General features: G+C 73.9%; 15 protein-coding genes. 8 read left to right on the top strand and 7 right to left on the bottom strand.

Features of this window, described 5'->3' with window-relative positions:
* Positions 1 to 9 precede the first annotated feature (9 nt).
* Together O1G21_RS09775 and O1G21_RS09770 are read left to right on the top strand one after the other, a co-directional pair.
* The gene (locus tag O1G21_RS09775; RefSeq protein WP_270142529.1) at positions 10 to 600 is read left to right on the top strand and encodes a TetR/AcrR family transcriptional regulator; all 591 of its coding nucleotides are present in this window, start codon (positions 10 to 12) and stop codon (positions 598 to 600) included.
* A complete protein-coding gene (locus O1G21_RS09770) occupies positions 597 to 2,168 on the top strand; it encodes a glycerol-3-phosphate dehydrogenase/oxidase (protein WP_270142528.1) in 1,572 nt (523 codons plus the stop codon). The genes O1G21_RS09775 and O1G21_RS09770 overlap by 4 nt, the downstream gene beginning before the upstream one ends.
* 129 nt (positions 2,169 to 2,297) lie before the next feature.
* On the opposite strand, the gene O1G21_RS09765 is transcribed toward O1G21_RS09770, so the two are convergent.
* Positions 2,298 to 2,591, bottom strand: a complete 294-nt coding sequence (locus O1G21_RS09765) for a hypothetical protein (RefSeq protein WP_270142527.1) — start codon at positions 2,589 to 2,591, stop codon at positions 2,298 to 2,300.
* A gap of 223 nt (positions 2,592 to 2,814) precedes the next feature.
* On the opposite strand from O1G21_RS09765, the gene O1G21_RS09760 reads away from it, so the two are divergent.
* Complete coding sequence (locus tag O1G21_RS09760) at positions 2,815 to 3,390, top strand: TerD family protein (protein WP_270142526.1); 576 nt, start codon at positions 2,815 to 2,817, stop codon at positions 3,388 to 3,390.
* A 51-nt stretch (positions 3,391 to 3,441) separates the two neighbouring features.
* Here O1G21_RS09760 and O1G21_RS09755 read toward each other — a convergent pair whose 3' ends face one another.
* Entirely contained in the window at positions 3,442 to 4,689 is a 1,248-nt protein-coding gene (locus tag O1G21_RS09755) for an FAD binding domain-containing protein (RefSeq protein ID WP_270142525.1), read from the bottom strand.
* A 220-nt stretch (positions 4,690 to 4,909) separates the two neighbouring features.
* On the opposite strand from O1G21_RS09755, the gene O1G21_RS09750 reads away from it, so the two are divergent.
* Entirely contained in the window at positions 4,910 to 6,952 is a 2,043-nt protein-coding gene (locus O1G21_RS09750; RefSeq protein ID WP_270142524.1) for an NADPH-dependent 2,4-dienoyl-CoA reductase, read from the top strand.
* A 214-nt stretch (positions 6,953 to 7,166) separates the two neighbouring features.
* Positions 7,167 to 7,919, top strand: a complete 753-nt coding sequence (locus O1G21_RS09745) for a hypothetical protein (protein WP_270142523.1) — start codon at positions 7,167 to 7,169, stop codon at positions 7,917 to 7,919.
* A 66-nt stretch (positions 7,920 to 7,985) separates the two neighbouring features.
* Here O1G21_RS09745 and O1G21_RS09740 read toward each other — a convergent pair whose 3' ends face one another.
* From O1G21_RS09740 to O1G21_RS09725, 4 genes are all read right to left on the bottom strand, one after another.
* On the bottom strand, positions 7,986 to 8,393 hold the full coding sequence (locus tag O1G21_RS09740) for a DUF2690 domain-containing protein (protein ID WP_270142522.1): 408 nt from the start codon (positions 8,391 to 8,393) through the stop codon (positions 7,986 to 7,988).
* 179 nt (positions 8,394 to 8,572) lie between these two features.
* The gene (locus O1G21_RS09735) at positions 8,573 to 9,793 is read right to left on the bottom strand and encodes an alpha/beta hydrolase family protein (RefSeq protein WP_270142521.1); all 1,221 of its coding nucleotides are present in this window, start codon (positions 9,791 to 9,793) and stop codon (positions 8,573 to 8,575) included.
* Between the two features lie 189 nt (positions 9,794 to 9,982).
* Positions 9,983 to 10,345, bottom strand: coding sequence for a hypothetical protein (locus O1G21_RS09730; RefSeq protein ID WP_270142520.1), 363 nt, complete (start codon positions 10,343 to 10,345; stop codon positions 9,983 to 9,985).
* 275 nt (positions 10,346 to 10,620) lie between these two features.
* The gene (locus O1G21_RS09725; RefSeq protein ID WP_270142519.1) at positions 10,621 to 13,794 is read right to left on the bottom strand and encodes a putative bifunctional diguanylate cyclase/phosphodiesterase; all 3,174 of its coding nucleotides are present in this window, start codon (positions 13,792 to 13,794) and stop codon (positions 10,621 to 10,623) included.
* Between the two features lie 201 nt (positions 13,795 to 13,995).
* Between O1G21_RS09725 and O1G21_RS09720 the strand changes: the two genes are divergently transcribed.
* The 3 genes from O1G21_RS09720 to O1G21_RS09710 all read left to right on the top strand — a co-directional run bounded on the left by O1G21_RS09720 (position 13,996) and on the right by O1G21_RS09710 (position 19,665).
* A complete protein-coding gene (locus O1G21_RS09720) occupies positions 13,996 to 17,283 on the top strand; it encodes an amino acid adenylation domain-containing protein (protein ID WP_333493444.1) in 3,288 nt (1,095 codons plus the stop codon).
* Positions 17,280 to 18,035 (top strand): leucyl/phenylalanyl-tRNA--protein transferase, encoded by a 756-nt coding sequence (locus tag O1G21_RS09715; protein ID WP_270142518.1) that lies wholly within the window; start codon positions 17,280 to 17,282, stop codon positions 18,033 to 18,035. The genes O1G21_RS09720 and O1G21_RS09715 overlap by 4 nt, the downstream gene beginning before the upstream one ends.
* Positions 18,036 to 18,102: 67 nt before the next feature.
* The gene (locus O1G21_RS09710; RefSeq protein WP_270142517.1) at positions 18,103 to 19,665 is read left to right on the top strand and encodes a hypothetical protein; all 1,563 of its coding nucleotides are present in this window, start codon (positions 18,103 to 18,105) and stop codon (positions 19,663 to 19,665) included.
* Between the two features lie 73 nt (positions 19,666 to 19,738).
* Here the strand turns inward: O1G21_RS09710 and O1G21_RS09705 are convergent, their stop codons facing one another.
* Positions 19,739 to 20,968, bottom strand: a complete 1,230-nt coding sequence (locus tag O1G21_RS09705) for a serine hydrolase domain-containing protein (RefSeq protein ID WP_270150888.1) — start codon at positions 20,966 to 20,968, stop codon at positions 19,739 to 19,741.
* Positions 20,969 to 21,110: the final 142 nt, after the last annotated feature.

The raw sequence follows: 21,110 nt of genomic DNA, 5'->3' as shown, positions 1-21,110 counted from the left end.
TCACACATCATGTCAAGTAGTAACGCCACGGCCGGAGCGCCGCGCAGCACCGACGACGCGATCCTGGACGCCGCCGCCGACCTGATCGTCCACCTCGGCGTCCGCCGCACCCAGCTGGCGGAGATCGCGCGCCGCGCCGGGGTCAGCCGCCCGACCGTCTACCGGCGCTGGCCGGACGTCCAGGCGGTGATCGGCGCGCTGCTCACCCGCGAGATCCTGGCCACCCTGGAGGGCACCTCGCTGGACGTCCACGACCGGGAGACCTTCGTGGACCGGGTGGTCGAGGTCGCCGTACGGCTGCGCGACCACCCGGTGCTCGGCGCGCTGCTCCACTCCGACGACTCCGACCTGTTGCTCCGGTACGTGGTCGAGCGGCTCGGCGCCAGCCAGCGCGGCCTGCTGGAGGCGCTGCGCACCGGCATCGAGCAGGGGCAGGCCGAGGGTTCGGTCCGGGCCGGCGAGCCGACCGAACTGGCCGCCATGGTCCTGCTGATCGCCCAGTCCACCGTCCAGTCGCACCGCATGGTCGCCTCCTTGCTGCCCGAGGCGGCCTGGCGGCGCGAACTGGCCAGAGCGCTGAACGGATACCTCGCCCCATGACCTCCACCGCAGGCCGTCCCACCGCAGGCCCGTTCGCGGGCACCACCCGACTCAACGGCGTCCGCCGGACGGTGGAGCTCGACGCGCTCGCCGACGACCCGCACGTCGACCTGCTGGTGATCGGCGGCGGGGTCACCGGCGCCGGGGTGGCGCTGGACGCCGCCGCGCGCGGCCTGCGGACCGTCCTGGTCGAAGCCCGCGACCTCGCCTTCGGAACGAGCCGTTGGAGTTCCAAGCTGGTGCACGGCGGCCTGCGCTACCTCGCCTCCGGGCGGGTCAAGGTGGCCCGGGAGAGCGCCGTCGAACGCGGCGTGCTGATGACCCGTACCGCCCCGCACCTGGTCCGCGCACTGCCACAACTGGTGCCGCTGCTCCCGGACTTGCTGCGCCCGGGCCAGGCCTCGCTGATCCGCGCGGGCTTCCACGCCGGGGACGCGCTGCGGCTGGGCGCCGGGACGCCGGGGGCACTGCTGCCCCGGATGCGCCGGATCGACGCGGCCCGCACTCGGCAGCTGGTCCCGGGAGTCCGGACGGCGGGCCTGCGCGGAGCGCTGGTCGCGCACGACGGCCAACTCGTGGACGACGCACGTCTGGTGGTCGCGCTGGCGCGCACCGCCGCGCAGTACGGGGCGAGCGTGCTGACCCGGGTGCGGGCGCAGGAGGTGACCGGGACCTCCGCCCGGCTGGTCGACGCGCTGAGCGGCCAGACCCTGACCGTCACCGCGGGCGCGGTCGTCAACGCCACCGGCGTGTGGGCGGGCGAGGTGGACACCTCGATCAAGCTGCGGCCCAGCCGCGGCACCCATCTGCTGGTGGACGCCGCGGCCCTTGGGTACCCGGTCGCCGCGCTCACCGTGCCCGTCCCCGGCTCCACCAGCCGCTTCGTCTTCGCGCTGCCGCAGCAGCTCGGCCGGGTGGCGATCGGGCTGACCGACGAGGACGCGCCGGGCCCGATCCCGGACCAGCCGCAGCCCACCGAGGCCGAGCTGAGCTTCCTCCTGGACACCGTCAACGGCGCCCTCGCCACCGCGCTCACCAGGGCGGACGTGCGCGGCGCCTACGCCGGACTGCGCCCGCTGATCGACACCGGGGGCGGCAGCACCGCCGACATCTCCCGCGAGCACGCGGTGCTGGAGTCCCCGTCCGGGATGATCACCGTGGTCGGCGGCAAGCTCACCACCTACCGGCGGATGGCCGAGGACGCGGTGGACGCCGCCGTCCGGCTGCGCGGCCTGCCCGCCCGCACCTGCTGGACGGCCCGCCTGCCGCTGGTCGGCGCCCCCGGCCACCGCGACAGCCGCCCGACCCCGGCCGGCGCGGTGCCCGCGGCGCTGCGCGCCCGGCACGGCGGCGCGGCCCACGAGGTGCTGGCGGCGGGGGAGTTGACGCCGGTGGCGGAGCGCCTGGAGGTCACCCGCGCCGAGGTCGCGTACGCGGTCACCCACGAGGGCGCGCTGGACGCCGCCGACGTCCTCGACCGCCGTACCAGGATCGGCCTGGTGGCCGAGGACGCCGAGCGGGCCCGGGGGGCGGTCGAGGAGATCATCGCGGAGCTCGCGGCGGGGTAGCGGCCCGTCGCGGGCCCTCGCGCCGCAGGGCGCGGTCGGGGCTCAGCCAGCCCGGGGGAACGGGGCGAGGTCCGGCTCGACCCGGGTGCTGCGGGCCCGTTCGCCCGCCGGCGTCTCGGGCATGGCGGTTCAGCGGGCGGTGCGTTCCGGCATCGGGTGCTCGGCGCCCGCGAGTTCCAGCACGCAGGCCAGCGGGTGCTCCGCCCGGCCCGTGCGGTCCAGCCGTACGGACAGCGGCCGCGGCGGCTCCTCGGCGAGTTGGCCGGACAGGGTCAGCGGGTAGCTGCCGTGGCCGTGGACGCGGTGGAAGGCGCACTCCTTGCCGTCCACCAGCAGCTCGGTCTCGGTGATCCATCCGGAGCGGACGTTGACGGTGACGGAGTGCCCGCTCCGGTCGAGGTGGAAGCTGTACCGCTGGCGCATGGGAACCTCCCGCGAAGGCCTCGGATCGAGGCGGCCACCGGGCTTGAGGCGATTCACCGCCAGTCTAGGTCTGCCCCGTGGCCCGGGCGCCCCGGCAGGTGAACTGGCGGTTCCCTCCCGCGCCCCTGAGAAATCCCCGGGCCGGGGCCCGCCTGCAGGCGGATTCTCGTGATCTCTACAGTGCTGTAGATTCGTCCGCAGGGAGAGATCCGAGGAGGGCATTGTGGGAGTTTCGCTGGCCAAGGGCGGCAACGTCTCGCTGAGCAAGGAGGCGCCCGGTCTGAGCGCCGTGATCGTGGGCCTCGGCTGGGACGTGCGCACCACCACCGGGGCCGACTACGACCTGGACGCCAGTGCGCTGCTGTGCAACGCGCTCGGCAAGGTGGTCTCGGACCAGCACTTCGTCTTCTTCAACAACCTGCGCAGCCCCGAGGGTTCGGTCGAGCACAGCGGCGACAACCTGACCGGTGGCGGCGACGGCGACGACGAGCAGATCAAGGTCGACCTGGCCCGGGTGCCGGCCGACGTCGCCAAGGTGGTCTTCCCGGTGTCGATCTACGACGCCGACGCCCGGCTGCAGAACTTCGGCCAGGTCCGCAACGCCTTCATCCGGATCGTCAACCAGGCCAACGGGCAGGAGATCGCCCGCTACGACCTGACCGAGGACGCCTCGACCGAGACCGCGATGGTCTTCGGCGAGCTGTACCGCAGCGGCGCCGAGTGGAAGTTCCGGGCGATAGGCCAGGGTTACGCCTCCGGCCTGCGCGGCATCGCCACCGACTACGGCGTGAACGTCTGATCCACGCAGCTCGACGGGCGGGCCGGCTCAGAGACTGCCCCAGGGCCTGTCCTAGCCGGTCCGCCCGAGCGCGTGGCCGCCGAAACCGCCGCTGCCGCTGAGCTGTTCCCGCCACCAGGCGGTCATCGCCGGCTCGTCCATGGCCGACCAGTCGGGCGCCCCGGTGACCTGCGCCCGGCCCAGGGTCCGGCCCAGGTTCACCAACTCCAGCCCGGCCGCGGTCCGTTCGCGGTCGTAGGCGGCCAGCAACGGCGCCCACGAACCACCGCCGAGCCGCCGCCCGGCCTGCTCGAAGGCGTGCGCGTCCTGCAGGGCCTTCACCGCGCCGCTGGTGTTGTGCGGGCGGACGATGGTCGCCGCGTCCCCGCCGATGAGCAGCCGGCCGGCCGTGCGGTGCGGGGTCGCCAGGTCGTAGACCGGCTGCAGCAGGGTCCGTTCGCGCGGGGTCAGCGCGACCACGCCGGCCCAGTACGGCGGCAGCCGCCGCTCGGCGAACTGCCGTAGCCCCTCCAGCTGTTCGTCGCTGAGGGCGCCCGCGGCGATGGCGGTGGGGCCGTCCAGGCGCAGCCAGTCCGGGGTGGGGGCGTAGAACACCCAGTTCACCTGGGTGGTGCCGGGGGTGAGCCCGGGGATGCGGTAGATCACCACCTGGCCGCCGCGGTAGCAGACCGTGATGCACTCCTCCTCCGGCCAGACCCCGGCCCCACCGGGCAGTTCGGCCAGCAGCGCGGAGTCGAAACTGCCGCGCCAGCACACGTACCCGGCGTACTCCGGCAGGGCCTGCGGGCAGACGGCCGCGCGGACCACCGACCGGTAGCCGTCCGCGCCGATCACCAGGTCGTACGGGGTGCGGGTGCCGTCGGCCTGCTCGGTCCAGGCGCCGCCACCATCGCCATCGTCACTGGCGTTGCCGACGGCGGTGACCGTGCTGCCCAGCCGGTACTCCACCGCCGCGGGCGCGCTCTCGCGCAGGGCCTGCCAGAGCACCGCCCAGTGGTGGGAGTGGAACGGGAACGGCTGGGCCCAGAGCAGTCGCCCGCGCCCGTGCGGGCCGTCGCCGTGGCCGGCCGGCTCCCGGGTGACCCAGCTGCGCACGGTGAGCCGGTGGCGCCGGGTGTCCGGGGCGAGATGGCCGGCGTCGACGAGTTCGGCGAAGCGGTCGTTGTGGGTGCAGATCCCCAGCCCGCGGTCCTCCAGTCGGCCCGGGCTGCGTTCCAGCACCACGACCCGTTCCGCGCCGAGCCGGGCCGCCGCCCCGGCGAACGCGCTCCCGGCGATGCTGCCCCCGACCACGGCCACCGAGCCACCCCGCACGGTCGCCCCCTCTCCCGAGCCCGCCGACAGTGCCGTCGGTGATGTCGGGACACGACGATACGCCGCCGGGCCGGGGCGCGGACGGTACGGGCGTCCGCGCCGAGCGAAGGCTATGCAACTAGTTGCATAGCGCGGCGGCCGTCCCCTACTCTGCGGTAACCATCCGGGAGGCACCTCCCCCCGGCCGCCCCCTCAGGAGACGTCGATGAGTGCGACCCCCGGCAGCAGCCGCTACCCGCACCTGCTCAGCCCGCTCGACCTCGGCTTCACCACCCTGCCCAACCGGGTGATCATGGGCTCGATGCACGTCGGCCTGGAGGAGGCCCCCGGCGGCTACCAGCGGATGGCCGCCTTCTACGCCGAGCGCGCCCGCGGCGGCGTCGGCCTCATCGTCGCCGGCGGCATCGCCCCCAACGAGGCCGGGCGCCCCTGGGCGGGCGGCGCGATGCTGACCACCGAGGAGGAGGCCGACGAGCACCGGGTGATCACCGACGCCGTGCACGCCGCCGGCGGGAAGATCGCCCTGCAGATCCTGCACTTCGGCCGCTACGCCTACCACAAGGACCTGGTCGCCCCCAGCGCCCTGCAGGCCCCGATCAGCCCCTTCGTGCCCAACGAGCTCACCGCCGAGCAGGTCGAGCAGACCGTCGAGGACTTCGCCCGCTGCGCCGAACTCGCCCGCCGGGCCGGCTACGACGGCGTCGAGATCATGGGCTCCGAGGGCTACCTGATCAACGAGTTCGTCGTCGCCGCGACGAACCACCGCGAGGACGAGTGGGGCGGCCCCTACGAGCGGCGGATGCGCTTCCCGGTGGAGATCGTCCGCCGGGTCCGCGAGCGGGTCGGCGAGGACTTCATCATCGTCTACCGGCTCTCCATGCTCGACCTGGTCCCCGGCGGCTCCACCCTGGACGAGGTCGTCCAGCTCGCCCAGGCCGTCGAGGCCGCCGGGGCCAGCATCATCAACACCGGCATCGGCTGGCACGAGGCCCGCATCCCCACCATCGCCACCTCCGTGCCGCGCGGCGCCTTCGCCTGGGTCACCAAGCGGGTGATGGGCAAGGTCGGCATCCCGCTGGTCACCACCAACCGCATCAACACCCCGGAAACCGCCGAGCAGTTGCTCGCCGACGGCTGCGCCGACCTGGTCTCGATGGCCCGCCCGCTGCTCGCCGACGCCGACTTCGTCGCCAAGGCGCGCGAGGACCGCGCCGAGGCCATCAACACCTGCATCGGCTGCAACCAGGCCTGCCTGGACCACACCTTCAACCTCCAGATCACCTCCTGCCTGGTCAACCCGCGCGCCTGCCACGAGACCGAACTCGTCCTGGCCCCCACCAGGTCGCGCAAGGACCTCGGTGTCGTCGGCGCCGGACCGGCCGGCCTCGCCTTCGCCGTCTCCGCCGCCGAACGCGGCCACGCCGTCACCCTGTACGACGCCGCCGAGAGCATCGGCGGGCAGCTGAACATCGCCCGGCGTATCCCCGGCAAGGAGGAGTTCGACGAGACGCTGCGCTACTTCCGCACCCGGCTGGCCGAGTTGGGCGTCACGCAGCGACTCGGCGCGACCGTCACCGCCGAGCAGCTGGCCGGGGCCGGGCACGACGAGATCGTCCTCGCGACCGGCGTCACTCCCCGAACTCCCGCCGACATCCCGGGAATCGACCACCCCAGCGTGCTCGGCTACCTGGACGTGCTGCGCGACGGCGCACCGGTCGGCGAGCGGGTCGCCATCCTCGGCGCGGGCGGGATCGGCTTCGACGTGGCCGAGTACCTCACCGACCAGGGCGACCAGGCGAGCCTCAACCCGCCGGTGTTCCAGGCGAAGTGGGGCATCGACCCGGAGTACCGCGAGCGCGGCGGCCTGCGCGCGCCCGAGCGGCCGACGCCCCCGCGCAGCGTCCACCTGCTGCAGCGCAAGACCGGCAAGGTCGGCGCCGGACTCGGCAAGACCACCGGCTGGATCCACCGCACCGAACTCAAGCACCGCGGCGTCACCATGGTCGCCGGCGCCACCTACGACCTGATCGACGACGCCGGGCTGCACTTCACCGTCGACGGCGAGCGCCAACTCCTCCCCGTGGACACCGTGGTGCTCTGCACCGGCCAGGAGCCGCGCCGCGACCTGGACGAGGCGCTGCGCGAGCGCGGCCTGTCCGTGCACGTGATCGGCGGCGCGGACGTGGCGGCCGAGCTGGACGCCAAGCGGGCCATCAAGCAGGGCACCGAGCTGGCCGCGACCATCTGACGTCGGGTGGCCGGGGGGCTACCCGGCGCACCGGGGCCCGCGGCACCGCGCCGCGGGCCCGGTCCGCTGTTCCTCCCGACTCCCGATCCCGGTCGCTGAACCGCTGACCTGCCGACCCGCTGACGTGCGCCGATGCCCGCCCGCGCGCCCGGCCCGACCCCCGGTGGGAGACTGGTGTCCTGTCCCTGCCCTGACTCTCGACCGGGGGGCCAGCATGTCTCTCCCGAGGCCTCTCCACGCCCTCACCGCCGCCGTCCTGGTCGTTGCGGCCGCCCTGGGCCCGGCCGCTGCCGCCGGGGCGGCCGGCGCCGTCGGTGACGCACCCACTCCGACGCTGCCCTCCGCCGACCAGCTGAAGCCGGCGTTGCTCACCGTGGACGACGTCGGCCCCGGCTACACCGAGGTCCCCAGCACCGAGAGCCCCAGCCCCAGCCCCAGCGCGAACCCGACCCCGGTCAGCGGCTGCGACGCGCTCAGCGCCCTGATCAACACGCACGCCACCGCGCCCGGCCCCGGGACCCCGCACGCCGAGACCGAACTCGACGGCCAGGACGGCAACCCGATGGTGATCGAGTCCCTCACCGCCGAGGACCCGGCCAAGCTGACCACCGACTTCAACACCGCCACCGACGCCTTCAAGACCTGTCACACCATCACCTTCAACGCCGGCACCGAGGACTCGGTGACCTTCACCGTCACCCCCGTCACCCTCGGCGACCGCCCGGACGCCCCGGCCGTCCGCCTCGACGGCACCGTCGCCGGTGTCCAGCTCAACGCCTACCTCGGCGTCGAACGCTTCGGCACCGTCGCCATGGCCTACGGCTTCTTCCAGCGCCAGGCGTCGGACTCCCAGACCGCCTCGATGCAGTACCGCACCGCCGTCGCCAAGGTCGAGCACACCCTCGGCACCACCGCGGGCAGCACCACCCCGCCCACCGCCGTCGCCACCCAGGGCATGTCGGTCTGACGCCGCCGCGAACACGGCGCGGCCCCCGTCGAGCACAGCGCTCGACGGGGGCCGGGGTGTGCCCGGTCAGTACGAGCCGGTCCGCTCCCACCCGTTGGCGGTCGTGTCCTTGGCCTGCGAGGTGAGGTCCGCGTCGTTGACCATCCGGGTCCAGAGGGGGCCGCCCGAGGGCGAGGAGACGCCGTAGGACTGGCCGGCGCTGTTGGTGACGGTCAGCAACTCGCCGGGGACCGAGTACCGGTCGCGCCCCCACGCGGCCCGACAGGACGGGCTGTAGCGCAGCTCCAGCGAGCCGCTGGTGGAGACGGTGACGGCGTCGTCCGCACAGGTGGTGGCGGCCGGGTCCAGGCCGTTGCAGCCGCTCGCGTAGCAGTTGGTGGCGGCGGAGGCCGGGCCGGCCGCGAGCACCGCCCCCGACATCGCCAGCACCAGGGTGGCGCCGGCCGTGATCGTCTTTCGGGCGATGGAACGCATGGGGTCCTCCGGAACGGTGCGGGATGGAACGGATCAGCACCCCAACCTCGGGCCCCGCGCCACCGTCCCGCTAGCCTTCGCGGGTCCCGGGGACGTCCCCGCCCGTCCCGGGACACCCACCGCGAGCGGGCGGCCGCACCCCCGTCGCGGCCGCCCGGTCCCGTCCCCCGTGGCCGGTGTCACGGAAGGAACCTGACCTCCGGGAAGCGCGGCGACGGTCCGTCGAGCAGGGAGCCGCGGCGGTGGCGGAGGTGGAGGTCGAAGAAGGCGAGCGGGTAGGCCTGCTGGATGCGGGTGGAGCTGTCGGCGGGGAGCGTGCCGACCATCTGCTGGACCTGCTGCTCGGGGATGCCGAGGAGCTTGCCCACCTGGGGTATCAGCACCGCGGCGTCCTCGTACGAGAGGTGGCGGACGCCGTCGGCCTGGATGTTGAGCCGCCAGCCGCGCAGGTGGTTCCAGAAGGTCACCGCGTTCGGGTTCTGGTCGCGGCCGAACTCGGCGGTCAGCATCAGGAAGGGGCGGTCGACGTCGGTGATGGTGATGCCTCCCATCGGCCCGTCGATGCTGAGGCCGGCCCGGACGCGGCGGTCGGCCATGATGACGGCGGCGGTCGCCGAGCCGCCCTTGGACCAGCCGAACATGCCGACGTCGAGCGGGTCGGGGGCGCCGAGCAGGCCGTCGGGCAGGGCCTTTCCGTCGACGTCGGGGTTGCGTCCGGCGGCGAGTTCCTCGACGCAGTCCAGCACGAAGCGGGCGTCGGCGGCGTAGTCCCGCGGGCTCAGATTGGGCGCGCCGTCGATCCACGGGGTGAGGACGCGGCCGTCGGGGAACTCGGTGAAGGCGTCCCAGGTGTGGTCGACGGTGACCACGACGTAGCCGTGGCTGGCCAGCTCCTGGACGGTGATCGTGTTGGCGGCCCGGTTGGCGTGGGCGCCGTGGGAGTAGACGACGACGGGCAGGCGCTGGCCGAAGCGGTGGACGGGCGCGCCCACGTGCCCGGCGGTGAGCGGGCCGGCGGTGACGGGGAGCGGGTAGTTCTGGTCGTCCAGGAAGGCCTTCAGGGCGCCGTCGGTCATCCAGGGCGCGAGCGGGAAGTCGCCGGCGTGCTGGGCGGGGTACCAGACGCTCGCCATCAGCTCGCGGTAGCGGCCGGGGCCGGCGAACGGGTCCGGCCGGGAGGTGTCGCGCAGGTGCAGGGCGACCGTGCCGACCCGGTGCGGGCCGGTGGGCTCGGGCAGGGTGATCCGCCCGGGCGTGGGGGCCGGGGCGGGGGAGGGGGCGTCCGCCGCCCGTGCGGTGGAGGCCAGGCCGAGTGGGGCGGCGGCACCCAGGGCCAGTGCGGTGCCCAGCATGCGACGGCGGGTCAGTCCGTTGGGGCGGGTGAACGGCGTGGTGTCCATGCGGGGAACGCTGTCACGCGGCGCGGGCCGGCAGCATCGGCCCACCGATTGATCTCCCGGGCGCCCGCATTGGTCCACGGGTCTACATCCCCGGGCTGATGACGGGTCACGACGAAGCCCGGGCGCGCGGTGGGGTTCCGCGGGCCCGGGCTCCGCTTGCCGGTGGGGTCTCCGGCCGTGTGCGTCAGGTCAGTTGAAGACCAGGACGTCGGTGCGCATCGGCAGCGAGCTGCCCCAGTCGATGTTGATCTTGAAGGTCACCACGCCGTTGCCGGGGGCGATGCTCGAGACCTGGAAGGCGGCGGCGCCGACGAACCGGTTCCCGCTGGAGTCGATCTCGGAGGCGGTGATCACGACGGTCGAGTTGATCCCGATGACGTTCCACGGGAGCTGGAGGTTGAAGATCCCGTGCGCCGGGGTCCAGGTCCACCAGGCCCGCCACACGGCACCGACGTTGCCGCCGACGTCCGCGAGGTTCTCGCGGTGGATGGTGGGCTGGGAGTGGTCCGCGATCTGCGGGATCTCGGAGGCGGAGGATTCGGTTGCGGTCATGGCGGCAACTCCTTACGCCGGGAGAGCCTCAAGAAGCCCTCCGATTACTCCGAGTGTCCGTCAGTGTGCGGAGTGTCGCAATCACTCGTCCGGGTGAAGCTCCGGCGCGTCGGCGCACATCGACCCGCTCCCGACCTCCCCCCATCTCGGGCATCCGCATCTGGTCAAGTAGCCTCGCGCGCCGCCCAGTTGACCGCCCCGGCGTCGAGCCTCTCGCGCCCATGTGCTGACGGGTCCGAACTCCCGTCGGCACGGACCGGGTTGCCGGGCGGGGATCAGGCCGGTTCGTACGTCGCCCGCCGGACCAGCGCCCGCGCCCGGGGCCCGTCCATCGGGTGTGCGAAGAGGTACCCCTGCCCGAGCGGGCAGCCCATGGCGGCGAGCAGGTCGCGCTGGTCCGGGTGCTCGATGCCCTCGGCGATGACCTGGACGCCGAGGGTGTCGGCGATCCGGGTGATGCCCTCGACCAGGGCGTGCTGCTGGGGGGAGAGGCCGAGTCCGTCGATGAAGGACTTGTCGATCTTCAGCAGGGAGATCGGGAACTCCCGCAGGTAGGACAGCGAGGAGTAGCCGGTTCCGAAGTCGTCGATGGCGAGGCCGATGCCGAGGTCGCCGAGGGTGTCCATGTCGGCGCGCAGCCGGTCGTCGCGGCGCATCAGGACGGATTCGGTGAGTTCCAGGACGAGGGTGCGCGGGTCGATGCCGGAGGAGTCCAGGGCGTGGCGGACCACGTCCACGAAGCCGGCGTCGCGGAACTGGCGGGCGGAGACGTTGACGTTGACCCGCAGTGGGGGGAGGCCGGCGGCGGCGCGGGCGGCGGAGCTGGCGGCGTGCCAGACCGCGGCCTCCTCGGCGGCGCGTTCCAGGACCCACGCGCCGAGCGGGACGATCTGGCCGCTCTCCTCGGCGAGGGCGATGAACTCGTCGGGCAGCACCATGCCGCGCCGGTCGTGCGGCCAGCGGACCAGGGCCTCGAAGGCCACCAGGTCGCCGGTTCGCAGGTCGACGATCGGCTGGTAGTACAGGTGGAAGGCCGCTTCCGCGATGGCGGAGTCCAGGTTCTCGTTCAGCTCGTGCCGCTCCACCAGCCCGGCCTGCAGGGCCGGCCGGTAGTGGCACCACTGGCGGCGGCCGGCCGCCTTCGCCGAGTAGAGCGCGAGGTCGGCGTGGGTGAGCAGTTCGGCGGCGTCCACGCTGTCCTCGGTGGTCGCCACGCCGATGCTGGCGCTCACCCGGACGGCGCCCGCGCTGAGCTTGAACGGTTCGGCGAACACCGAGAGCACCACGCCCGCGATGGTGTCCACGTCGCTCGGGCACAGCGCGTCCTCGACCAGGACGGCGAACTCGTCGCCGCCGAGCCGGGCGGCGGTGTCCGAGCTGCGCAGCGCGGTGGAGATCCGCAGCGAGACGGCGACCAGCAGTTCGTCGCCCACCGCGTGGCCCTGGGTGTCGTTGACCACCTTGAAGTCGTCCAGGTCGATGAACAGCACCCCGGTGACGGCCCCGCTGCGCTCGCCGCGCGAGAGCGCGTGGCCGACCCGGTCCTGGAACAGCACCCGGTTGGCGAGGCCGGTCAGCGAGTCGTGGAAGGCCCGGTGGGTCAGCTCGCGCTCCATCTGGCGCTGCTCGGTGACGTCGCGCAGGGTGAGCACCAGGCCGCCGACCGTCGGGTCGTCGCGCAGGTCGGTGTAGCGGACCTCGGCCTCGATCGGGGTGCGGTCCTGGCGCAGCAGCCGCCAGTGCTCGCGCGGTTGGTCGCCCCGGTGCGGGTCGGCGGGGCCGCGCATCCGGGCCAGCGCCTTGCCGACCTCCCGGCTGTCCTCGGGCGGGACGAGGTCGGTCAGCAGGGTGCCGTCCAGGCTGGGGTGGCCGAGCACGCGCTCGGCGGAGGAGGAGGCGTAGCGGATGCCGTCGCCGGCGTCGAGGATCAGGATGACGTCGCTGGCGTTCTGCACCAGGGTGCGGAAGTACAGCTCGCTGTTGCGCCGGGCGATCTCCCGGCTCAGCACCACGCGTTCGACGGCCAGGGCGGCCTGCGCGGCCAGGATCTCCAGCGAGCCCCAGAGGCTGGTCAGCTCCTGCTCGGTGCCGGTGACCACGAGCGCGCCGATCAGCGGGTCGCCGGAGGGGCGTTCGGCCAGCACGAGGGGGCAGACCAGGGCGGCGGGCATGCCGCCGAGGTGGGCGGGCAGGTCGACGGAGCCGACCGGCAGCAGGCGGGTCTCGCGGTGGGCGGCGAGGTGGGCGAGCACCTCGGCCTCCCGGGGAGCGAGCACCTCGGCCTCCTGGTGGACCTCCGCCCGTCCGTCCTGAGCGGCGTCCGTGCCGTTGCCGGCCCGCCGGACGTGCAGCACCCCCGACTCGGTGACCGCGAGCAGCGCGACGTGCCCGCGCTCGGCGGGCATCAGGGTGGAGGCGGCGGACTGGACGGCGTCCGCGACCTCCGCCACCGTGACGGCCGCGGTCAGTCGGGCGCCGGCCTCGCGCAGCGTCCGTTCGCGGGCCACCGCCTGGCGCCGGGCGACCACCACGACGGCCAGCCGGGCCAGCACCAGCAGGTAGAGCAGGGCGGAGAAGGCGCCGATCACGCCCGCGTTGCTGGTGTTCGCGGCCAGCGACTCGATGATCAGGATGGCGGGCGCGATCAGCGAGGCCAGGGTCAGCAGGGCGAGCCGGGTGGCCGAGAGGTCGGGCTGCTGGGTGGGGACGGGCCTGGTCAGCTCGACCATCGAGGGGTGCAGCGCGGCCGCGCCCCAGGCGGTGTAGAAGGCGGCCCAGCCGAGCTCGACGCCGGTGCCGATGTGCCAGGTGCCGTGCAGCTGGATCAGCCCGTACAGGACGTCCGAGGTGAGCAGGCCGAGGGCGCCGGCGGTGAGCAGTTGCAGCGAGCGGGAGTTGCCGCCGCGCGGGGTCAACAGCCGCAGCAGCAGGGCGAGCACGACCACGTCGCCGAGCGGGTAGGCGATCGAGACGGCCTTCTGGAACCAGGTGAGGTCCGGGTTCCGGGCGTACGGGAGGATCAGGTAGATCCAGACGAGCAGGGCCAGGCCGAGCGTGATGATCAGGGCGTCCAGCAGTCCGGCGCGGTCCTGACGGGCCGTGCGCCAGCGGATGAAGCCGAGCAGGCCGATCGCGTACAGCACGAACTCGGCCAGGTAGAAGCCGTCGGCGACGGACGGGAACGGGTTCTTCAGGTGCAGGATGTCGAGTTGGAGGGCCTGCACCGCCTCGCCGGTGGTGAAGCTGAGGTTGGCCAGCGCCAGCAGGTACCAGAACAGCGGGTGCCGGGGGCGGTTGAGCCGCACGCCGGCCACGATGGCGGCGACGCCGCCCAGGCCCGTGCCCGTCCACCAGATGATCCGCAGACCCGGGTCGGCGAAGTAGATGCCGGTGAACAGCACCATCCAGAGCAGGTAACAGGCCATCAGGCGTTGTCGCCGGCGAGTCAACGAGGCTACCTCCTCCACGGCATCACCCTGCCGCCGGGGCGGGGGAGTTCGGTGAGGGCGGGCTTTTCGGGGAACGATCCGGCCACGGTCGAGCAGCGCCCGGCGGATTGATGCGACGGACGTTCTCGGTGCGCCCTGAGTGCGTATAGTCGGAATTGTCGCACTCCCAGCATTCTGTCGCTCCAGCACGAGGTCAAGCCGGTGGACGACGCAGCCGACAGCGCACGGGGCGTACGCACGGATGTGAACTCCGGGCGTCACGCCGTGGTACGGAACGAAGACGGTCAGTACGCGCTCTGGCCCGGGGACTTGACCCTGCCGGCCGGGTGGCGGCAGGTGTACGGGCCGGCCGGGCGGGCGCAGTGCCGGGCCTGGGTGGAACGGAACTGGCAGGGCACGCCGGTCCGCCGTGCCCGCGCCGGCTTCGCGGAAACCGTGCACGGGCTGTTCCGGGCCAGGGCCGCGCACGATCCGGCGGCGGTCGCGGTGGTGGTGGAGGGCGCCACCGCGCTGAGCTACCACGAGCTGGACCGGCGCAGCGACCGGCTGGCGGCCGCGCTGCGGGCCCGGGGGGTCGGGCCGGAGCAGGTGGTGCCGGTCTGCCTGGGGCGCGGGGTGGAGCTGGTGGTGGCCTGGCTGGGGGTGCTCAAGGCGGGCGCGGCCTTCCTGCCGCTGGATCCGGCGCATCCACCGCGGCGGCTCGCCGGGCTGGTGGCGGACTGCGGGGCGCGGGTGGCGGTCACGGACGGTCCCGGGTTCGACGGGGTGGAACGGGTGGAGCCTACTGGGGAGGTTCCGGGAGCCGGGGCGCCGCACGGCGGCACCCCGGCTCCCGCGCCGGACGAGGCCTCCCCGGACGACCTCGCCTACCTGATCTACACCTCCGGCACCACCGGCCGCCCCAAGGGCGTGCCGGTCACCCACCGTTCACTGGTGTTCACCCTCGACCGGGTCATCCGCGCCTACGGCCTCGCCCCCGGCGAGCGGGTGCTCCAGCTGGCCGCGCTCGGCGCGGACACCGCACTGGAGCAGGTGTTCTCCACGCTGCTCGCGGGTGCGACCGTGGTGCTCGGCGGCCGGGACACCTGGGCGCCCACCGAGCTGGTCCGGCGACTGCCCCGGCTCGGACTGGCCGTCGCCGACTTCACGCCCGCCTACTGGCACCACGTGCTCGACCTGCTGCCGCCCGGCGGCCCCGCCCCGGCCGGACTGCGGCTGGTGGTGCTCGGTGGGGACGTGGTGCACGCCGACGACTGCCGGGCCGGTCTGGAGCGGCTGCCGGGGGTTCGGCTACTCAACGCGTACGGGGTCACCGAGGCGGCCGTCACCTCGTTGCACGGCGAGGTCACTCCAGAGCTGCTGGCCGCGCCGACCGCGCCGGTGCCGATCGGCCGCCCGCTGCCAGGGGTGCGGGTGCACGTGCTGAACCGGCGGCTGCGGCCGGTGCGGCCCGGCGAGCGGGGCGAGATCCACCTCGGCGGGCCGGGCCTGGCCCGCGGCTACTGGCGGCAGGTCGGGCTCACCGCCGAATCGTTCCTACCCGATCCGTACGCGCCGCTGCCCGGCGAGCGGATGTACCGCACCGGCGACGCCGGGCGCTGGCGGGCGGACGGGCAGCTGGAGATCCTCGGGCGCTTCGACGACCAGGTGAAGGTGCGCGGGCACCGGGTCGACCCGGCCGAGGTCGAGGCGGTGCTGGCCGACCACCCGGCGGTGCGGCAGGCCCGGGTCGCGGCCGACGGCAGCGCGCCGGACGGCAGCCGGGTGCTCACCGCCTACTACACCCTCGGGGACGCGGCCGTGGGCCCCGAGCGGCTGCGGGCGTTCCTGGCGGAGCGGTTGCCGGAGTACCTCGTCCCGGCCGAGTTCGTACCGCTGGAGGCCATGCCGCTCACCGCGGCCGGGAAGATCGACCGGCGCTCGTTGCCGCAGGCGGTCCAGGTGCGGACGGCCCCGGTCCCGGCCCCGGGCGCGGCTCCGGCTCCGCTCCCAGCCCCGCGGGCGGGCGCGGTCGTGGGCGCGGCCGCGGGAGAACCCAGCGCCGTGGAGTCCGCCGTCGGGCACCTGTGGGCGGAGCTGCTCGGCTCCGAACTCGTCGGCCCCGACGACGACTTCTTCGCCCTCGGCGGCACCTCGCTGCTCGCCATGGAGATGCTCGCCCGGAGCCGGATGATGTTCGGCCTGGACGTCGGCCACGTCCGCACCCTCACCCGGGCGCTGCTGCGCTCGCCGGTGCTGCGCGACTTCACGGCCGCGCTGCAGGCCGCCCGCACCGGCGTCGTCCGGGGTGAGGCCGCCGTCGACTGGCACGCCGAGGCCGAACTCACCCAGGCCGTCGGGCAGTCCTGGAGCCCCGCGCCCTCCCGGGCCGAGCCCGCCGAGATCCTGCTCACCGGCGCCACCGGCTTCTGCGGCACCCACCTGCTGGACGCCCTGCTCGCCACCACCCGGGCCCGGATCCACTGCCTGGTCCGCGCGCCCGACCAGGAGCACGCCCTGGAACGGCTGCGCGCCAGCCGACAGCGCTTCCTGCGGCGGGACCTCACGGACGCCCGGGTGGCGCCGCTGGTCGGGGACCTCGCCGCGGAACGATTAGGTCTGACTTATCGTCAGTTCGACTGGCTGGCCGCGCACCTGGAAGCGGTCTACCACCTCGGCGGGCAGGTCAACTTCCTCTACCCGTACCACCAGTTGCGCGCGCCCAACGTCGGCGGCACCCGGGAGGTGGTCCGGCTCGCCGGGCACGGCCGGGGCGTGCCGGTGCACTACCTCTCCACCCTCGCCGTGCTGGCCGGCTTCGGCGCGGCCGGCGTCCGCGAGGTCACCGAGCGCACTCCGCTCGCCCACCCCGAGCGGCTCGGCGTCGGCTACGTGGAGAGCAAGTGGGTCGCCGAGCAGCTGCTGCACAACGCGGCGGCTGGCGGGCTGCCGGTCACCGTGCTGCGCACCAACGACGTCACCGGGGACCTGGCGGCCGGGGTGATGAACACCGGCACCGAACTGTGCGCGCTGATCAAGTACTTCGCCGACAGCGGCACCTGCCCGGACGTCCGGCTGCCGCTGGACTTCGTCCCGGCCGACCGGTTCGCCCGCGCGGTCGCCCACATCGCCGCGCACGCGCCCGCCGGCGGCGAGGTCTACCACCTCACCTCGCCGAACCCGGCCGGCCTGCCCGACCTGGTCGACCGGCTCCGGTCGCACGGCCACCCGGTCACCGAACTCCCCTACCGGGCCTGGGTGCAGCGGCTGGTCCGGTTCGCCGCCGGGCATCCGACGCACCCGATCACGCCCTTCGTCCCGCTGTTCGTCGAGCGGGCGCCGGGAACGGAACTGTCCATCAGCGAGCTGTACTTCCAGCCGGTGTTCCCGCGCTTCGACCGGTTGAACGCGGAGGCGGCGCTGGAGGGCAGCGGGATCGAACTGCCGGGCGTGGACGGCGCGCTGCTGGACCACTACCTGGAACGACTGGCGGATGAGGGTTTCCTGTGACGGCCTTCGCTGCGCTGGACCTCCGACTCGCCTCCGGTGACCGGCCGGTGGCGTTCGGCGGGACGCTCGGACCGGAGCAGCTGCTGACGGCGTACCGGCACGGGCTGTTCCCGCTGCCGGCGGCGGACGAGTACGCGAGCGCCTACAACGAGGCGGTGCACGGGGAGACGGTCGGGGCCGGGGAGGTGGCCCTGCTGCCGGGCGCGGCGGACCCGTACGCGCTGGCCTGGTGGTCGCCGGACCCGCGGCCGGTGCTGCGGCCCGGGGAAGTGCGGCTGCCCCGCCGGCTCGCCCGGCGGCTGCGCGGCGCGGCGCAGTGGTTCACGACCGTGGACGCGGCCTTCGGCGCGGTGCTCGAGGCCTGCGCCGAGGGTCGCCAACCCGCTTGGCTCACCGATGGGTTGCGGACGGCGCTGGTGGAGCTGAACGCGCTCGGCGCGGCCCACAGCGTGGAGGTGTGGGAGGACGAGGAGCTGATCGGCGGGGTGTTCGGGGTGGCCGTCTGGCCGGTGCTGAGCCTGGACTCGATGTTCCACCGGCGGCCGGACGCCGCCCGGGTCGCCGTCGCCGACCTCGGCGCCAGGTTCGGCGCCGCGGGCGGGCGGCTGCTCGACGCCCAGTGGGACGGGCCGTACGTGCGCAGCCTCGGGGCGGTGCCGATGGCGCGCTCGCGCTACCTCGCCGAGCTGGCCGGCACCCCCGCGACGGGTACCCTGCCGGGGGGTCGGCTGCCCGTCGCTCGGCTGGTCTGACCAGTCCTTTCGCGGCGACTTGAGCTCACTTCGACAAACTTATTCCTCGTCAGTAACATGACGCTGCGTGTTCAAGCCCTCGATACGCCGGGCCGCACCCGCAGCCCTGCTCACCCTCATCCTCGCCGGAACGGCCGCCTGCGGGCCGACCTCCCCCGGCAACGCCCCGCAGGCCGCCGGTGAACCGGCCGCCGCCGCCAGCACCGCCGACACCGGCGCGACCACCGCCGGGGGCAGCCCGGCGGGTGCCGCGACCGCCCCCGGCGCCCCGCACGCCCGGGCCGGCGTCCCGGCCTCCGGCCGTCCGACGCCGGTCGGCACCAACGTCACGGCCGCGCCGGCCGGCGACAAGCAGGCCGCCATCGGCACCCCCGGCAAGGACGGCGGCGCGGTCACGGCCGCGACCAAGGCCCTCCAGCTCACCGCCTACGACCCGGGCAAGGGCACCGCGGTGCTCACCGCCGGCGGCGCGAGCGCCTCGCCGACCGCCTCGCCGACCGGCTCGCCGACCGCCTCTCAGACCGCTTCGCCGACCGCCGGCCCGTCGGCATCCGCGTCCGCCACCGCCGCTGCCGCCGCCGTCCAGCCCGGCCAGCTGATCGCCAGTCCGCCCACCGCCGCCGCCCCGCAGGGCGCGCTGGTCGCCATCACCGGCGTCAACCCCGGTGCGGGCAACACCGTCAACCTCACCACCCGCCCGGCCACCCTCTCCGAACTCCTCGGCGGTACCGAGGCGGACGGCCAGGTGCCGATCGACGTGCACGGCATCCAGGTGACCCCGCTGGTCAAGGATCTCAAGGCCACCGTCGGCGCCGACCTGGGCGGCGTGAAGGCCGACGCCTCCGGCACCCTGGAGGTCGACGTCAACGCCCCCGTCCCGCTGCCCGGCGGCGCCAGCCTGGACGCCTCCGGCTCCCTCCAGCTGCACCCGGCCGTCCATTTCGCCTACCACGGCGCGGCCGCCACCAGCCCGCGCACCGCGTCCATCGGCTTCGACCTCGGCGCCCACGCCAACTGGAAGGTCACCGGCGACGTCGCCCGCAACACCGGCGCGGCACCGATCCGCGTCCCCTTCGCCAAGCTGCAGGCCAGCCCGGTGCTGACCGTCGCCGGTCTGCCCGTGGTCGTCAACCTCGGCCTCACCTGCTACCTGGAGGTCGGCGCCGACGGCCAGGTCCACCTGGAGGTGGCGCAGGACGCCACCGGCACCTGGACCGCGCGCGCCGACTACACCGGCGGCAAGGGCTGGACCTCGGCCACCAGCGCCGACACCAAGATCTCCCCGGTCCACCTCCGCCTCAGCGGCAAGGCCTCCGTCCGCGCCGCCCTCGGCGCCGAGATCAGCCTCGGCCTCTACGACACCGTCGGCGTCGAGACCACCGTCGCCCCCTACCTGGGTGCCAAGGCCGACGGCTCCCTCGCCGTCGACCTTCCCGGCAACACGCCGCAGCTCCAGGGCAGTTGGTCCCTGGTCGGCGGCGTCGACCTGAACGGTGCCCTGACCGCCCACCTGAAGGTCTTCGGCACCCCCATCATCGAGGGCAAGATCCCCTTCCCGCCCTTCCACAAGGAATGGCCCCTGCTCACCGGCTCGGCCTCGCTGCCCGCCCCGCGCCCCAGCAGCAGCTGATCACCCGTAGACGAGCGAGGAGTGGGAAGTCGGCCCCGCCGACTTCCCACTCCTTTCGTCGTTCGGGCCGGCGTCAGTCCTCGATCGCCTGGTAGACCGTGGTCCAGAAGTCGTGGATCAGCTGCGCCGAGTTCGGGACGGACATGCCGACCTGGGTGAGCAGGATCCCGGTGAGCCGGTTGTGCGGGTCGGCGTAGGCCGTGGCGCCGCTGCCGCCGTCCCAGCCGAACTGGCCGACCGGTGCGTAGTCGCCGCGGTAGGTGCGCACCGCCATCCCGAAGCCCCAACCGCCGTGCTGCCCCTGGCCGTACGAGAGGTGGACGTTGTCGCGGGCCAGGGCGGTGCGGGCGGCGTTCTGCTCGGGTGTGAGGCGGTCGGTGGTCATCAGCTCGACGGCGGGCCGGGACAGGATCCGCTCGCCGCCGTGGGTGCCGTGGTTCAGCAGCATCCGGAAGTAGGCGTGGTAGTCGTCCACGGTGGAGACCAGCCCGCCACCGCCGCCCGGGAACGCCGGGGGCTTGCTCCAGCGGCCGTCCGCCGCCTCGTCCCAGACGTGGAACTCCCCGCTCCGCGGGTCGGGCGCGTAGAGGGTCGGCAGCCGGTCGATCTTGTCGGCGGGCACGTGGAAGCCGGTGTCCGCCATGCCCAGCGGCTCGAAGACGCGCTCGTGCAGGAAGTCCTCGAACGGCCGCCCGGTGACCCGGGCGACGAGCACGCCGAGCAGATCGCTGGCGATGTGGTACTGCCACCGCTCACCGGGCTGGTGCATCAGCGGGAGCGTGCCGAGGCGGCGCAGCCACTCGTCCGGCTCGGGCATCGGGGTCGGCAGGTCCGGGGTGAGCCCCTGCTCGAAGACCGCGTTCATGATCGGGGTGCCGAGTGCGGTCATGTCCATACCGAGCCCGAAGGTGGAGGTCAGTACGTCCCGTACGGTGATCGGCCGCCGCGCCGGCACGCTTTCGTCCAGCGGGCCGTCGACCCGCTGCAGCACCCGCCGGTTCGCGAGTTCCGGCAGCCACTGCTCGACCGGGTCGTCCAGCCGCAGCCGGCACTCGTCCAGCAGGACCATCGCGGCAGCCACCGAGACCGGCTTGGACGTCGAGGCCATCCGGAAGATCGTGTCCCGGCGCATCGGTGCGCCACCGTCATGGCTCATCGTGCCGAGCGCTTCGACGTGGGTCTCGTCGCCCCGGCCGATCAGGGCGACGACGCCGGGGATCCGCCCGGAGTCGACGTGCCGCGCCAGGACGTCGCGGACCTTGCGCAGCCCTGCCGCGGAGAAGCCGCCGTTGCTCGTGCTCATCATGATCTCCCCCTGGGTGAATGTTCGGGAATCGCTGAACGGCAACGAAGCTACATTGCGTTCACTGATCCGTCAACGCTCCTCCGATGGCAAAAATGCTTGATGTAGCAGCGATTATCGCTCGATATTGCAATGAGTCTGA

This window comes from Kitasatospora cathayae (genome assembly GCF_027627435.1).
Taxonomy (GTDB): domain Bacteria; phylum Actinomycetota; class Actinomycetes; order Streptomycetales; family Streptomycetaceae; genus Kitasatospora; species Kitasatospora cathayae.
This window is presented reverse-complemented; position numbering and strand designations above follow the sequence as displayed.

Excerpts from the sequence above, each read along its gene's own strand:
- O1G21_RS09775 (WP_270142529.1), top strand. The coding sequence starts at position 10 with ATGTCAAGTAGTAACGCCACGGCCGGAGCGCCGCGCAGCACCGACGAC.
- O1G21_RS09770 (WP_270142528.1), top strand. The coding sequence starts at position 597 with ATGACCTCCACCGCAGGCCGTCCCACCGCAGGCCCGTTCGCGGGCACC.
- O1G21_RS09765 (WP_270142527.1), bottom strand. The coding sequence starts at position 2,591 with ATGCGCCAGCGGTACAGCTTCCACCTCGACCGGAGCGGGCACTCCGTC.
- O1G21_RS09750 (WP_270142524.1), top strand. The coding sequence starts at position 4,910 with ATGAGTGCGACCCCCGGCAGCAGCCGCTACCCGCACCTGCTCAGCCCG.
- O1G21_RS09745 (WP_270142523.1), top strand. The coding sequence starts at position 7,167 with ATGTCTCTCCCGAGGCCTCTCCACGCCCTCACCGCCGCCGTCCTGGTC.
- O1G21_RS09740 (WP_270142522.1), bottom strand. The coding sequence starts at position 8,393 with ATGCGTTCCATCGCCCGAAAGACGATCACGGCCGGCGCCACCCTGGTG.
- O1G21_RS09735 (WP_270142521.1), bottom strand. The coding sequence starts at position 9,793 with ATGGACACCACGCCGTTCACCCGCCCCAACGGACTGACCCGCCGTCGC.
- O1G21_RS09730 (WP_270142520.1), bottom strand. The coding sequence starts at position 10,345 with ATGACCGCAACCGAATCCTCCGCCTCCGAGATCCCGCAGATCGCGGAC.
- O1G21_RS09705 (WP_270150888.1), bottom strand. The coding sequence starts at position 20,968 with ATGAGCACGAGCAACGGCGGCTTCTCCGCGGCAGGGCTGCGCAAGGTC.